At 42.0% G+C, this 14277-nt stretch carries 11 protein-coding genes and 1 riboswitch; of the genes, 5 read left to right on the forward strand and 6 right to left on the reverse strand.

Going from position 1 to position 14277, the window contains the following annotated elements; genetic code table 11:
- Positions 1-33 precede the first annotated feature (33 nt).
- A riboswitch (SAM riboswitch) is annotated at positions 34-129 on the reverse strand.
- Positions 130-203: 74 nt separating this feature from the next.
- Positions 204-1460, reverse strand: a complete 1257-nt coding sequence (gene metK / locus F1E73_RS12080; RefSeq protein WP_086475484.1) for a methionine adenosyltransferase — start codon at positions 1458-1460, stop codon at positions 204-206.
- A 539-nt stretch (positions 1461-1999) separates the two neighbouring features.
- Between metK and F1E73_RS12085 the strand changes: the two genes are divergently transcribed.
- Positions 2000-2614 (forward strand): deoxynucleoside kinase, encoded by a 615-nt coding sequence (locus F1E73_RS12085; RefSeq protein ID WP_150452036.1) that lies wholly within the window; start codon positions 2000-2002, stop codon positions 2612-2614.
- 65 nt (positions 2615-2679) lie between these two features.
- Here F1E73_RS12085 and F1E73_RS12090 read toward each other — a convergent pair whose 3' ends face one another.
- The 5 genes from F1E73_RS12090 to F1E73_RS12110 all read right to left on the reverse strand — a co-directional run bounded on the left by F1E73_RS12090 (position 2680) and on the right by F1E73_RS12110 (position 10646).
- Positions 2680-3696 (reverse strand): App1 family protein, encoded by a 1017-nt coding sequence (locus F1E73_RS12090; RefSeq protein WP_150452037.1) that lies wholly within the window; start codon positions 3694-3696, stop codon positions 2680-2682.
- A 177-nt stretch (positions 3697-3873) separates the two neighbouring features.
- Complete coding sequence (locus F1E73_RS12095; RefSeq protein ID WP_150452038.1) at positions 3874-6294, reverse strand: sodium-translocating pyrophosphatase; 2421 nt, start codon at positions 6292-6294, stop codon at positions 3874-3876.
- Positions 6295-6410: 116 nt separating this feature from the next.
- Positions 6411-6941 (reverse strand): inorganic diphosphatase, encoded by a 531-nt coding sequence (locus F1E73_RS12100; RefSeq protein WP_086475480.1) that lies wholly within the window; start codon positions 6939-6941, stop codon positions 6411-6413.
- A 68-nt stretch (positions 6942-7009) separates the two neighbouring features.
- On the reverse strand, positions 7010-9505 hold the full coding sequence (locus F1E73_RS12105) for a DUF5686 family protein (RefSeq protein ID WP_086475479.1): 2496 nt from the start codon (positions 9503-9505) through the stop codon (positions 7010-7012).
- A 163-nt stretch (positions 9506-9668) separates the two neighbouring features.
- A complete protein-coding gene (locus F1E73_RS12110; RefSeq protein WP_086475478.1) occupies positions 9669-10646 on the reverse strand; it encodes a pyruvate dehydrogenase complex E1 component subunit beta in 978 nt (325 codons plus the stop codon).
- A 184-nt stretch (positions 10647-10830) separates the two neighbouring features.
- Here F1E73_RS12110 and F1E73_RS12115 point away from each other — a divergent pair, with 184 nt between their 5' ends.
- The 4 genes from F1E73_RS12115 to F1E73_RS12130 all read left to right on the forward strand — a co-directional run.
- Positions 10831-11577 carry an electron transfer flavoprotein subunit beta/FixA family protein gene (locus F1E73_RS12115; protein WP_150452039.1) on the forward strand — a complete coding sequence of 249 codons (747 nt, stop codon included), beginning with the start codon at positions 10831-10833 and terminating at the stop codon, positions 11575-11577.
- A gap of 171 nt (positions 11578-11748) precedes the next feature.
- Positions 11749-12717: an electron transfer flavoprotein subunit alpha/FixB family protein gene (locus F1E73_RS12120; RefSeq protein ID WP_150452040.1), complete on the forward strand. Its 969-nt coding sequence runs from the start codon at positions 11749-11751 to the stop codon at positions 12715-12717.
- 89 nt (positions 12718-12806) lie between these two features.
- A complete protein-coding gene (locus F1E73_RS12125) occupies positions 12807-13436 on the forward strand; it encodes a bifunctional nuclease family protein (protein WP_086475475.1) in 630 nt (209 codons plus the stop codon).
- Between the two features lie 26 nt (positions 13437-13462).
- A partial coding sequence (locus F1E73_RS12130) for a nucleoside recognition domain-containing protein (protein WP_317132974.1) occupies positions 13463-14277 on the forward strand: 815 nt, incomplete at its 3' end.

The following is a 14277-nucleotide window of genomic DNA, read 5'->3' on the forward strand; positions in this document are numbered from 1 at the left end:
CCTTGCATACATAACAGCCACTAAGGCTCATGTTTTACATCGGTAGAATGTAGCACCTTCATTGATACAGGAATCAAAGGGTTGCTAAGGTTTCAAAGGGTCTATTCCCTCCACCTTTCTTGATAACAATTCAATAAGTGTTTGAACTTTAGAAATGCAAATATAGGCAAGGAAAAACTCATTTCCCCACTAATTTCAAAAAATTATAAATTAAACGCTTCCTTAACTTCGTCTACAGCGTCCAATTTTTCCCACGTAAACAATTCCACTTCCTTTTCAATCCTTCCATTATAGGGTGATTCATAGACTTTGGTCACTATTTGGGGTTCTTTTCCCATATGGCCATAGGCTGCGGTTTCCAAATATATCGGGTTTCTCAACTTTAGTCGCTCTTCTATGGCAAAGGGACGCATATCAAACAGCTGCGCTACTTTTTCAGCAATCTGTCCATCGGTTAAATCTACATTTGCGGTACCATACGTATCCACCAATATGGAAGTAGGCTCTACTACCCCAATGGCATAACTCACCTGCAACAATAGCTCATCGGCCACCCCGGCAGCTACCAAATTCTTGGCCGCATGCCTAGCTGCATACGCTGCACTACGGTCTACCTTACTAGGATCCTTTCCGCTAAACGCACCCCCACCATGGGCTCCTTTGCCCCCGTAGGTATCCACAATAATCTTTCGTCCCGTAAGTCCGGTATCCCCATGGGGTCCCCCAATAACAAATTTCCCTGTAGGATTTATGTGGTATTTAATATGTTCATCAAAAAGGCTTCTTATGGTTTCGGGAAGCTGTTCCTTAACCTTAGGAATTAAGATAGAAATAATATCCTCTTTAATTTTAGCCAATACTACGGCATCATCCTCATCAAACTCATCGTGCTGGGTAGAAACCACTATTGTATCTATTCGTTGAGGAAGATTGTCATCCGAATATTCAATGGTTACCTGCGCCTTAGCATCGGGACGCAAATAATCTATCTGGGAACCCTCTCTTCTTATCTCTGCCAATACCTGTAAAATCTTATGAGAGATATCCAAGGCCAAAGGCATATAGTTTTCGGTTTCTTTAGTGGCATATCCAAACATCATCCCTTGGTCACCCGCCCCCTGCTCTTCTTTGGTGCCCCTGTCTACTCCCTGATTGATATCTTTAGACTGCTCATGAATCAAGGAAATTACTCCACAAGAATCACCGCTAAACTTGTATTCGCCATTGGTGTACCCAATTTTATTGATTACATCCCTAGCAATTTGCTGAACATCCAAATAGGTGCGACTCTTAACTTCCCCGGCCAATACTACCTGACCAGTTGTTACTAAGGTCTCACAAGCCACCTTGCTTTCAGGATCGAAGGCTAAAAAGTTATCTAAAAGCGCATCACTAATCTGGTCTGCAATTTTATCGGGATGCCCCTCACTAACGGATTCTGAAGTAAATAAATATGCCATTTTCGTTTTTTATAACTAAATAAGGGCAAGGATTTGTTGAAGTCTAGAGAAGAGTAACTGTAAGTGTTATAAATACCACGAACAACATAGCCTGCTTTAGCATTTTATTAGACCAAAAAATAAGCTTGGTCTTTAGAGGTTGCAATCAGTCAAATCCTTCCTCCTAAATTTTACAGGCACAAAAGTACAAGAAATACTGACGAATCAAAATAGGTTTAACAACAATTTTTAAAAGGGAGCGCAAAAGCACCCAAGACCTTAGACAGTGAAGGACCACCCTTTACATTCCTTTTTTAAATTTATAGGCCTTTAAAAAAAAGAAAGCCTACTCCCATACTATAAATCGATATTTTAAGTTAAGAATAGCACTGAGGTCTTTGGTCCGAATTAAAATCATGGAAATAGCGACCTAGGATTTTAGCAGCGCTATTAACCGGATAATAATCCAAAGATTTTAGCATCCACGGTATATCTTGTATATTGTGCCGTTTATTTGCATATACCCCAGAAAAACACTAATCTTAATATAAAAACTACCTATGCATATTGCTGTTGCCGGAAATATTGGAGCTGGAAAAACGACCTTAACTAGGCTGCTATCCAAACACTATAAGTGGGAAGCCCAATTTGAAGATGTTGTAGACAACCCCTATTTGGACGATTTTTACAATCAGATGGAACGCTGGAGCTTTAACCTCCAGATATATTTCCTTAACAATAGATACCGCCAAATTTTGGACATCCGAAAAAGCGGAAAGGAAACCATTCAAGATAGAACCATTTATGAGGATGCTCATATCTTTGCCCCCAACCTACATGCCATGGGCTTAATGACCAATAGGGATTTTAACAACTACACCAGTCTTTTTGAGTTGATGGAAACCTTGGTACAACCCCCAGATTTATTGATCTACCTGCGTAGTTCCATTCCTAATTTGGTAAACCAAATACACAAGCGGGGCAGGGAGTACGAAAACACCATCTCCATAGACTACCTAAGCCGATTAAATGAGCGCTATGAGGCTTGGGCACAGAGCTATGAAAAAGGGAAACTTTTGGTGATCGATGTGGACAAACTAGATTTCGTGGCCAATCCGGAGGATTTAGGACTGGTTATCAACAAAATAGACGCAGAGATTCACGGCTTATTCTAAGTCTTTGAGTCGGGAAACAACACCTTTAAGCTAATTGTATTCAGCATCAAATACCAGCAACAAGGCTACTTGATAAATCCATTTTCCTGAGCGTGTTGTATGGCTTGCTTGGAATTTTCCACGAACAGCACAGGCGTAGTCTTATAGCCTGCAAACAGACCTTTAACCCGTAACATCTTCTTGTTATGGGCCACTGTCCGCAAATATATGGCCTTGATCCTATCTGGGAAGCGCTGGGCAATTTCCATGTAAATATCGGCATCCTTTTCCCCGCTGTCGCCAATAAGGATCAAGGGCATATCCGGATAGGTCTCTAGAATATTTAAAATTTCCGTGGGTTTGTGAGGCTTATTTTCCTCGCTTGCCTTCCGATGCCTTTTAAAAAATGAACTTAGACTCCGCAAGAGAATAGGGCCTTTGGGGAAGTTATTTTCCCTCAAGAAGAATTCCAGGTACCGATAAAGATTCCACGGGCTGTTACTCACATAAAAAATGGGGTTGGAGGCATCTCCACTGGGCCCCCTGTGCAAACGGTGGTAAAAATCAGCGGCCCCAGTAAGGGGCAGCCGTTTCCCCGGTGTTGTAAATAAGGTGTTATATATTACCCGCCACTTTAAAGGGGATATTAAACCCGTATGCAGAATAGTATCATCTATATCACTTACCACCCCAAAATCACAGGTTTTAGGTGGCAGCATCATCTCTCCAGGGAACCTATTCCCCAAATTAAACCTTCGTTTTGGATCAGGGTCCACAAAAGATATTTCGTAGGTCACCCACCCCTCTTCATTAGCCTTTAACCGCCTACCTTCCAAAGGCAGCTTCACCAAGAAATACCCCTCATCATCTGCCATAAACTGGTGTTCCCACCCATTGGGAAGTCTTAGCACGAGCTTAGCATTCCGAATCTCATCGGTTTCAAACCGCTTCCAAGAATTAATCAGGAGTTGAAAGACATTCTTTTTGGAGAGATCTATGTTCTCATCCTCCAGCGCCCGTCCCTTTATGTACAAGGATTTTTCAGTACCATAGGTCTGAAATGTAATTACCTGTAAGGGATCTTTTGATCTCAACCAACCCATCCAATAAAGTTAATAAAATACCCATCCTTCACAAAATAAGCTTTCCCTCTATCGCATAGCCCATTGCCTCAATCATAATTGACCCTACACTTAGGGAAACACGTTCCCAAGGCAATACTTTTAAAATAAAAAGCCCCGTCTTACAAACGGGGCTTAAAACGGATTCATTTTATTTTACTACTTTTTTTCTATTTCCACCTTATCGATAACCACCTTAACTTTAGCGTCATCCTTATTTAGATTGGAGGCTTCCAACGCTTTTAATTGCGCCTTTACTTCTTCATGGGTTCCTTTAAAGACCTTTTCCTTCTTAAGCTCCTTACCGTTTTCAACCACCGTGTAATTCACGGTTGCCTGCGCCATTCCTTCTCCTTCCACTTTCATTTCTACCTGTATCTCCTTTTTAGAGACCTCTGTTGGCAATTCGTGCCCCCCTAAAATAGGTGCAATCACCAAACCGATTAAACAGGTTAATTTCACTAGGATATTCATGGATGGTCCGGAAGTATCCTTAAATGGATCACCTACGGTATCTCCAGTAATGGCTGCCTTATGCGCCTCGGACCCCTTATAGGTCATTTCCCCATTAATCTCCACGCCCGCTTCAAATGATTTCTTAGCATTATCCCAAGCGCCACCAGCGTTATTCTGGAAAATAGCCCATAAAACACCAGAGACGGTAACACCAGCCATATAGCCCCCTAGCATCTCTCCAATTAATTGGTTATCGCTGCCATACACCAGTTTACCCAACAGCACAATCGCAATAGGGAATCCGATAGTCAGCAAGCCAGGCAACATCATTTCTCTCAGGGCAGCTTTGGTAGATATATCCACGCACTTTGCATAGTCTGGTTTACTGGCTCCTTCCATTATCCCAGGTATTTCCTTAAACTGTCTCCTCACTTCGTAGACCATATCCATGGCGGCTTTCCCTACTGAGTTCATTGCCAAGGCAGAAAACACTACGGGCACCATCCCCCCTACAAAGAGCATGGACAAAACAGGTGCTTTAAAAATATTAATCCCATCTATTCCCGTAAAGGTTACATAGGCTGCAAACAACGCCAAGGAAGTTAATGCTGCAGAAGCAATAGCAAATCCTTTTCCGGTTGCTGCCGTGGTGTTCCCTACGGAATCTAGAATATCTGTACGCTCCCTAACAATGGGATCTTGTTCACTCATTTCCGCGATACCTCCCGCATTATCGGCAATAGGGCCAAAGGCATCAATTGCCAATTGCATTGCGGTGGTAGCCATCATTGCCGAGGCTGCTAAGGCCACCCCATAAAAACCTGCCAAAGCATAAGAAGACCAGATTGCAGCGGCAAATACTAAAATAGTCGGGAAAGTGGAAATCATCCCAGTAGCCAATCCGGCAATCACATTGGTCCCAGCCCCGGTACTAGATTTCTGCACTATAGCCAACACGGGCTTTGTTCCCAATCCAGTATAATATTCGGTAATAGATGAGATTACACCCCCTACCAACAATCCGATCACCGTAGCATAGAATACCCTAATAGAGGAAATATCCTTTACACCTTCTCCAAAAAATTCCATTTGCATGGTTTCTGGCAACATATAAATAACCAATACATAGGAAGTAATCAGGGTAAGCCCTATAGAAACCCAGTTCCCCACATTTAAAGCTCCTTGCACCTGTTTTTCTTTGGCATCGTTGTTTTTTATTTTCACTAACATGGTACCTACCACCGAAAATAAGATTCCAAAGCCAGCGATGGTCATGGGCAATAAAATTGGCCCCACCCCATTAAAGGAGTCCTCAATGGCACCGCCCATATCCCTAATCACATAATTCCCCAGTACCATGGCTGCCAATACAGTAGCCACATAGGACCCAAAAAGGTCGGCCCCCATTCCGGCAACATCCCCTACGTTATCCCCTACATTATCTGCAATGGTAGCCGGGTTACGCGGATCATCTTCCGGGATACCCGCCTCTACCTTTCCTACCAAATCGGCCCCCACATCGGCTGCTTTGGTATAGATGCCGCCCCCTACCCTTGCAAAAAGAGCAATGGATTCTGCACCTAGGGAAAATCCGGCCAAGGTTTCTAATACAATGGTCATATCATCCGTGGAAGTCCAAGTCCCATTCATAAAGAATTGGAACAATAAGATAAAGGCTGCGGTGAGTCCAAGCACCGCCAGTCCGGCAACCCCCAGCCCCATAACGGTACCCCCGCCAAATGAAATCTTTAGAGCCTGCGGTAAACTGGTACGAGCCGCCTGGGTGGTCCTCACATTGGTCTTTGTGGCAATCTTCATTCCCATATTCCCAGCCAAGGCCGAGAAAAATGCTCCGAATACAAAGGCCACTACAATAAGAATATGCGTGGTAGGGACAATAAAGGAAACTGCTGCCAAAGCAATACTGGCCCCTATTACAAAGAAGGTTAATAACTTATATTCTGCTTTTAAAAATGCCAAGGCCCCTTCATAGATGTAATCGGATATTTCCTTCATTTTACCATCCCCTGCATCTTGTTTTAACACCCATGACCTTTTTATTGCCATAAAAGCAAGGCCGATCAATGCCATGATTATAGGCACATAAATAATAATTGATTTCATTTAATAAGTTTTAGTTGATTGTTTAGGTTGTCTAAAATAGTAAAATAAGGTAGAATAAAAAAAGCAATATTATGTGTATAATATTGCTTTCCAATCATCTATAATAAGTACTCGACTTAGTATTTAATACTCACGTCTTTTGCGGGAACATCACTATCCTTAAATCTTTGTATACACTTGGCAACAATTTCTTTGGCAGCTTCCAGATGCCCCCATCCACCAACATCTACCTTCTTTTTCTCCAAGTCTTTGTACACCTTAAAGAAGTGCTCTATCTCTTTAATCAAGTGCGGGTTCAATTCAGATAGGTCGTTTATCCTATTCCAAACAGGATCGGATACCGGCACACAGATTACTTTTTCATCCGGTCCCTTTTCATCGGCCATATGGAATACCCCAATTGGCTTTACCTCCATCACACATCCTGGAAAGGTAGCTTCTGTAACCAACACAAGAACATCTAACGGATCTCCGTCCAAGGCAAGTGTTTCCGGTATAAAACCGTAATCTGCCGGATACATCATAGAGGAGAAGATCATCCTATCATAACGTATTTTCTTTAATTCAAAATCATACTCATACTTGTTCCTGCTACCTTTTGGTATTTCGATCAATACGTCGAACGAGGTAATCTCATCATTACTCATAAATTTGTTTTTATACTATTCAACTTTCAATTTAATAAATTTATCTCTGTTTATCCTTAAAATTCTTTCTAGAAATAAAATCCAAAGGACCCTGTCACTCCAAAAGGTCGCGCTTCTGGGGCGTCTAAATAATTACCCCTAAAGTTAAAATCGACCCTTAAAATTTTAAATATATTACCTACTCCTACAGAATATTCCCAATAAGGGGATCCGGAGGGAGCCATTAGCGGAATATTCGCCGGGGCGCTCAACGCCTTGTTTCCATCAGACAGCTCTCCCCACACGCCTCTTAAGCCTACTATCTCCCTTAAGTTCCAGTTTCTAATTACAGGAACCCTTGAAAAGAGTCGCCCATTAAAATTATGCTCCAGATGCACGGAGGCGTAGGTATCCGTAACAAACTCATAGAAATTTAAATTGGAAAAGGTGTTATATACGGTAAAGAAGGTTTGGTTCCCTGGAATGGCATTTAAAAGACCTAGCGGCACTTCGCCATAGGTTTTACCCAATTCCACCGTACTTAAAAGCCTACCAAATCCGCCTAATTGCCAAGGCTGGGTATAGCTAAATTGAATCTTTTTATAATCGAAATCGCTCTCCAAAACATTTTTAATCCCCTTGGTATAGGACAAGAACAGGGTGCTATAATTCTCATTGATACTCTTTCGTTCCACCCCATTCCCAATGGTGCGTTTCCCAGGCGTATAGATTAAGGAAGTTTTAATATCAAATTGTTCGATTTCCGAGCTCACCCCCGTCGGCGACAGTGGATCTACATAATCTAAATTAAATTTTTCCGGTAGGGCAGAACTTAAGGTCCTAAAGCTCCCCCCCACGTGAACCCTTAGGTTGTTCACCGGCTCCATCTCCAAATTCAAGGTAGAGAGATTAATATTTGTAAGCCTATCATTAGAGCCCACGGTAAAAACAGAGGAGGAGGCAATGCTTCGCCCCAAGACATCGTTGGTAGCGGTTAAACTAATACCCAATTGCTCTACATCCCGCCTGTTACCACCGGAAATAATTAGGCGACTACGCTTATCCAAAAGGAATTTCCCAGAAAATCCATATTTCAATTTATCATCCCCAAAACCATAGGCCATATACCCTTCCAGTCGCCAAGGGTCATTTTGCCCAAAATAAGTCCTAGCCCCTGCACGCAGTCTAATTCCCTCTGCCTCATTGTATCCAAAAACACTGAACACCTCCCCAAGATCCAAGTTCCATTTATCTATTTCCACGTAACCGGAACCCAATATGCTCACCAAGTTGTAGTACGACTTAAATTTGGGAACCGTTTTTAGGGTATCCAGCAATTCATAAATCCCCTTTTCGTCCCTATTTAAGGATTCTAATCTGTTAGCCTCCCAGAACTCATCATCCTTATTGAGTACTAAGGGATCAAAAGGATCTTTTTTAGTCCGGTAAAACTCCTTGGGCTTCACCTCGTTAAAAAGGTGGTTATCGTACACTGTGGTCCGTTTTCCGTAAACGCCACGAGAATTTTCTTTTTTGCTAAAACTAAAATCGGACAACATATAATCTCGCTTCAACAAAAACACGGAATCATTCACCACATCAAACTCCTGCTCAATATAGATCTCTTTAACCCAGTTGATATTTGCACTCTTGGTAACCGCCAGATTTATGTTTTTCACAGCGTAGGTGGTATCATTCACCCAAAAATTCCCCTTAAAGGTTAGCTCGTTCTTTCTTCTAGGGTAATAGATAATGTTATAGCACCATTTATTATCGATATAAGCACTATCGGATAGCACGTAATTATAGGTATCTACCCCCGTTTTAGACAACGGACTCACAAAACTCTTATCAAAAAATTTCAGATAATTATTATAGACATCATAATCCGAATACAGATCCTCAATAAAGGCAATAATAGCCTGATTGTTATTGAAGCCAGAATTTTTACTACCCAATACGTCTTCCCTCACTACCTTGGCCGTATTGTCCCCGTACACCTTGGTAAAAGTTTCGTTTAAAAAGATAGGTAAATAGGTCTTCCCTGTTATCCTAGAAGTATCCAAATCCTTAAATACAAACTCCAAACCCTTAAACACCTTGCTTTTCATTAGCGCACTGTCTATGGTGTTTAGGTCGAATTCTATTTTCTCGTACTTATCGTATTGATACTGATTAAACATATACAATCCGTTGCTACGCTTCTTTGCCCAGATCTTTTTTAGTATATCTATGGCCGGATTGTTTTTCTTGTCCGTCTTTCCAAAGTACAGCACTACTTCATTCAGTTGCTCACTAGCTTCTAGCAGCACCACCCTTAAATCTGTAGTTGTTTTTGAGGTAAGGAAAATTTCTTGGGATTCAAAGCCTATAAAGGATACCAAAAGGGTATCATAGGTGTTCTCAGAAGCCATGTAAAACCTACCATTATCATTGGTAATGGTGCCTTCAGTGGAGTTTTTGAACAACACATTCGCAAAGGCAACAGGCTCCCCTTCCTCGTCCACTACCATTCCCCCAACCTTGGTTTGGGAGTAAGAGGCGTGAAGCATACCTATTAGTAGGATAAAAAGGATTTTTCTCATGGTCTTATTTAAAAACCTGCCAAAAAAAATTATATTGTAGTAATAAAAGGATAGAAAACCGTAGCCACCTACTCCGTCTTACCAGGGGGAATTAATATAAAGGCTTCGTCAACAGTAAGATGTCGTTAACGAAGCCCAGAAATTTTATCTTTGGTTTTACTTTTTATTTATACATCACTTTTTTCACCGCTTTGATCACATCTTCGTGATCTGGCAACCATTCTGCAAATAATACTGGAGAATAGGGTGCTGGAGCATCTGCTGTGTTAATTTTGGCGATCGGGGCATCTAGATAATCAAATGCATTTGCCTGAACATGGTAGGTAATTTCAGTTGCCACATTCCCAAAAGGCCAAGCTTCCTCCAATACTACCAGTCTATTTGTTTTCTTTACAGATTTTAAGATAGCCTCGTAATCCAACGGTTTTACGGTACGCAAATCTATGATTTCCAAGCTAATCCCTTCTTCAGCCAAAATATCGGCTGCCTTATCGGCTTCCTTGATAATCTTACCAAAAGATACCACAGTTACATCGGTACCCTCTCTTCTAATATCTGCTACACCTAAAGGAATAGTGTACTCTCCTTCTGGCACCTCTCCCTTATCGCCATACATTTGTTCCGACTCCATAAAGATTACTGGATCATCATCACGGATAGCAGATTTCAACAATCCCTTGGCATCCTTAGGGTTGGAAGGAACCACTACTTTTAAACCAGGACAGTTTGCATACCAGCTCTCAAAGGCTTGTGAGTGGGTAGCACCCAATTGCCCTGCAGAAGCGGTAGGTCCTCTAAAAACAATGGGACAGTTAAATTGTCCACCAGACATTTGCCTAATCTTGGCCGCATTGTTTATAATCTGATCTATTCCAACCAAGGAAAAGTTAAAGGTCATAAACTCAATAATTGGCCTATTGCCGGTCATAGCAGATCCTATCCCGACCCCAGCAAAGCCAAGTTCCGATATAGGTGTATCAATTACTCTCTCTGGACCAAACTCATCCAACATTCCCTTAGAAGCTTTATAGGCTCCATTGTATTCCGCAACTTCTTCTCCCATTAGATAGACTGCCTCGTCCCTTCTCATCTCCTCGGACATTGCTTCCTGAATAGCTTCCCTAAACTGTATTGTTTTCATCTGTAAACTGGAATTCTTTTGTTAAATTCTAAAAGTGCAAGCAAAAATAGGAAATATTATATCAATACTATGAGGTTAATAATTAAAAAAAGCCCAAAAAATATATTATGCATGCATAATACTTTGAAATTTATTAAGTATCTTAGCTGTCATTCTAAAAAAACCGATTTTAAAAACGTATTATATGAAGATCTTAGTGTGCATAAGCAACGTGCCCGATACAACGTCTAAAATTAATTTCACGGAGAACAATACCAAGTTCGATACCAATGGAGTACAGTTTGTAATTAACCCAAATGACGAATTTGGTCTTACTAGGGCCATGTGGTTTAAAGAAAAGCAAGGCGCCACTGTACATGTCGCCTCTGTAGGCGGACCAGCAACGGAGCCCACCATACGAAAAGCGCTTGCCATTGGTGCAGATGAGGCAATTAGGGTAAATGCAGAACCCTTGGATGGTTTTTTCGTAGCGGAACAACTAGCTGCCGTTATTAAGGATGGGGCTTACGACTTGGTAATAGCCGGTAGAGAGTCAATTGATTACAACGGAGGTATGGTTCCAGGAATATTGGCCACCTTATTAGGAATGAACTTTATTAATACTTGTATTAGTTTGGAGATCGATGGTGATAAGGCTACTGCCGTAAGGGAAATAGACGGCGGAAAGGAAACCTTAACCACCACTCTACCATTAATTATTGGAGGACAAAAGGGATTGGTTGCCGAAAGCGACTTAAAGATTCCCAACATGAGAGGAATTATGATGGCCAGACAGAAGAAGCTTAATGTTATAGAGCCCGTTGAAGCTAATAGCAACACAGAAGATGTAACATTTGATAAACCGGCCGCCAAGGGAAGCATCAAAATGGTAGATGCCAACAACTTGGATGAACTCATAGACCTATTGCACAACGAGGCCAAGGTTATATAAGGTTACATAGGGAGGAGGCGCAGCCAACAACGCTAGTCTCTATCAAAAACCAAAGATCTTTATAATTGTGGTCCTATGCCACCACAGATAAAATAAATCATATATTTAATAAGCATCTACTGCCCCACTACCCCAAGTAGCAAGGCCTAGATCCACAAATAAAAAGCAACTATGTCAGTTTTAGTATATACCGAATCCGAAAACGGAAAGTTCAAAAAAAATGCCTCAGAGGTAGCCTCTTACGCCTATGAGGTGGCCCAGCAAATGGGCACTACCGCAACCGCAGTCGCTATCAACAACGGAAACACCGAAACCATTGGTGACTACGGTATTTCCAAGGTCCTTAATATCACGGATGACAAATTAAAAACCTTTAACGCCCAGGCCTATGCAAATGTTCTTATGCAGGCTGCAGAAAAGGAAGGCGCCAAAGTAATTATTCTGAGCTCTAGTACAGATGCCAAATACCTGGCCCCTATGCTGACCGCTCTATTAAAGGGAGGATATGTCCCTAATGTGGTTGCAGCTCCAGACAGCACTTCTCCTTTTAAGGTTAAGCGCACTGTATTCAGCAACAAGGGCTTTGCCCACACCGAGATCAAATCGGACATAAAAATCATAGGCGTCTCTAATAATTCTTTTGGAAGCGTAGAAAATAAGACCACTGCACAGGTAGAGGAATTTAGTCCTTCTTTGGGCGATAACCTATTTGGCACCACCTCCGTAGAAATAGATAAAGTAGTGGGTAAAGCCACTATTGCCGATGCAGATATTGTTGTTTCTGGCGGACGCGGACTTAAAGGCCCTGAGAACTGGGGAATGATAGAGGAATTGGCCGAGGTTCTGGGTGCAGCAACTGCCTGTTCCAAACCTGTTTCGGACCTAGGCTGGAGACCACATGGGGAACACGTGGGACAAACCGGAAAACCAGTAGCCACCAACCTATACATTGCCATAGGCATTTCTGGTGCCATTCAACACTTGGCAGGAGTAAGCGCTTCCAAGGTAAAGGTGGTGATTAACTCCGATCCGGAGGCTCCATTTTTTAAGGCAGCAGATTACGGAGTTGTAGGCGATGCTTTTGAAGTTGTTCCCCAACTAATCGAAAAATTAAAGGAATTTAAGGCACAAAGCACTTAATTTTTGTTAAATTGCGCCCCTAAAGGGCTGTGCAAGTCAACCAGGTCCTTCCGGTTATTTGTACAGCCTTTTTTAGTATATTAATACGTATGAGTTTAGTTAGATTAAAAATAAAAGGGATATCCTATAGCCAAACGCAAAATGGCGCATATGCCCTTATATTGAATGAAGTTGAAGGCGATCGAAAATTACCTATTGTCATTGGTGCGTTTGAGGCCCAATCCATTGCTATTGCACTGGAGAAGGAAATAAAGCCACCACGCCCCCTGACCCATGACCTTTTTAAAAATTTTGCGGACCGCTTTGACGTGGTCATCAAACAGGTAATAATCCACAAATTGGTAGATGGGGTCTTTTACTCCAGTATTATTTGCGAACGAGACAAAATAGAAGAAATCATAGATGCAAGGACCAGTGATGCCATTGCTTTGGCATTAAGGTTCAATGCTCCTATCTTCACCTATAAAACCATTTTGGACAAAGCGGGCATTTTCCTTAAATTCTCTTCCAAAGAAAAGGACAAGGAGGAAACCGACGACAGCATCATGGTTGATGAAATCTTACAAGAAGGAGAAACCGTGGCAATAAATCCAAGCTCACCGGATATGTACAAAGAACTCAGCATGGATGAGTTGCGTTCAGAGCTAGACAAAGCCGTTGCCAGCGAGGATTACGAAAAGGCGGCCAAACTTAGGGATGAAATTTCTAAACGCAAATAACCACAAATCACATTAAGCGCTACTGGATGAGAAACAAGTTTTGGATCCTTTTAATTTTATTGTTGATTGCGTTCCCGTCCGTAGCCCAAGATGTAAGTGCCATCCCAGCCCCCACTTCCGACGATATTATCCCCAACCAAGGGGTTTCTTTTTACAGTATCGGAAGAGGAATCCTAGGAATGATCGCATTACTTTTCATCTCCTATCTCTTCAGCACCAACAGAAAGGCCATTCATTGGCGCACGGTAGGCATCGGACTTTTTATACAGCTCCTCCTTGCGATTTTAATTTTGATTGGCTACCAAATTGGCTTCAATGCATTTGGCTACCGATTTGACCTGAGTTTTGTATCTAAAATATTTGAGTTTGGCGGACAGCTCTTCGTGAGCGTGCTAGATTACACCCGTGCGGGAAGCAAGTTCCTTTTTGAAGGCTTGGTGGTAGACATGGATACCTTTGGATTTATTTTTGCCTTTCAAGTATTACCAACTATCATATTCTTCTCGGCACTTACCTCCCTACTTTTCTATTTAGGAATTATCCAAAAGGTAGTAAAAGCCCTTGCTTGGCTACTTTCCAAAACCTTGGGCATTTCCGGGGCAGAAAGCCTTAGTGTGGCGGGTAATATTTTTCTCGGTCAAACCGAAGCCCCCTTATTGATCAAGGCCTATTTAGAGAAAATGAACCGTTCCGAGATTCTCTTGGTGATGACCGGGGGAATGGCTACCGTTGCCGGTGCAGTATTGGCTGCCTACATCGGATTCCTAGGAGGGGACGATCCCTTGTTGCGACTTCAGTTTGCTAAGCACTTATTGGCAGCTTCCGTAATGGCGGCACCAGG

The sequence above is a fragment of the Arenibacter lacus genome (assembly GCF_008711145.1).
Lineage (GTDB): Bacteria > Bacteroidota > Bacteroidia > Flavobacteriales > Flavobacteriaceae > Arenibacter > Arenibacter amylolyticus.

Excerpts from the sequence above, each read along its gene's own strand:
- metK (WP_086475484.1), bottom strand. The coding sequence starts at position 1,460 with ATGGCATATTTATTTACTTCAGAATCCGTTAGTGAGGGGCATCCCGAT.
- F1E73_RS12085 (WP_150452036.1), top strand. The coding sequence starts at position 2,000 with ATGCATATTGCTGTTGCCGGAAATATTGGAGCTGGAAAAACGACCTTA.
- F1E73_RS12090 (WP_150452037.1), bottom strand. The coding sequence starts at position 3,696 with ATGGGTTGGTTGAGATCAAAAGATCCCTTACAGGTAATTACATTTCAG.
- F1E73_RS12095 (WP_150452038.1), bottom strand. The coding sequence starts at position 6,294 with ATGAAATCAATTATTATTTATGTGCCTATAATCATGGCATTGATCGGC.
- F1E73_RS12100 (WP_086475480.1), bottom strand. The coding sequence starts at position 6,941 with ATGAGTAATGATGAGATTACCTCGTTCGACGTATTGATCGAAATACCA.
- F1E73_RS12105 (WP_086475479.1), bottom strand. The coding sequence starts at position 9,505 with ATGAGAAAAATCCTTTTTATCCTACTAATAGGTATGCTTCACGCCTCT.
- F1E73_RS12110 (WP_086475478.1), bottom strand. The coding sequence starts at position 10,646 with ATGAAAACAATACAGTTTAGGGAAGCTATTCAGGAAGCAATGTCCGAG.
- F1E73_RS12115 (WP_150452039.1), top strand. The coding sequence starts at position 10,831 with ATGAAGATCTTAGTGTGCATAAGCAACGTGCCCGATACAACGTCTAAA.
- F1E73_RS12120 (WP_150452040.1), top strand. The coding sequence starts at position 11,749 with ATGTCAGTTTTAGTATATACCGAATCCGAAAACGGAAAGTTCAAAAAA.
- F1E73_RS12125 (WP_086475475.1), top strand. The coding sequence starts at position 12,807 with ATGAGTTTAGTTAGATTAAAAATAAAAGGGATATCCTATAGCCAAACG.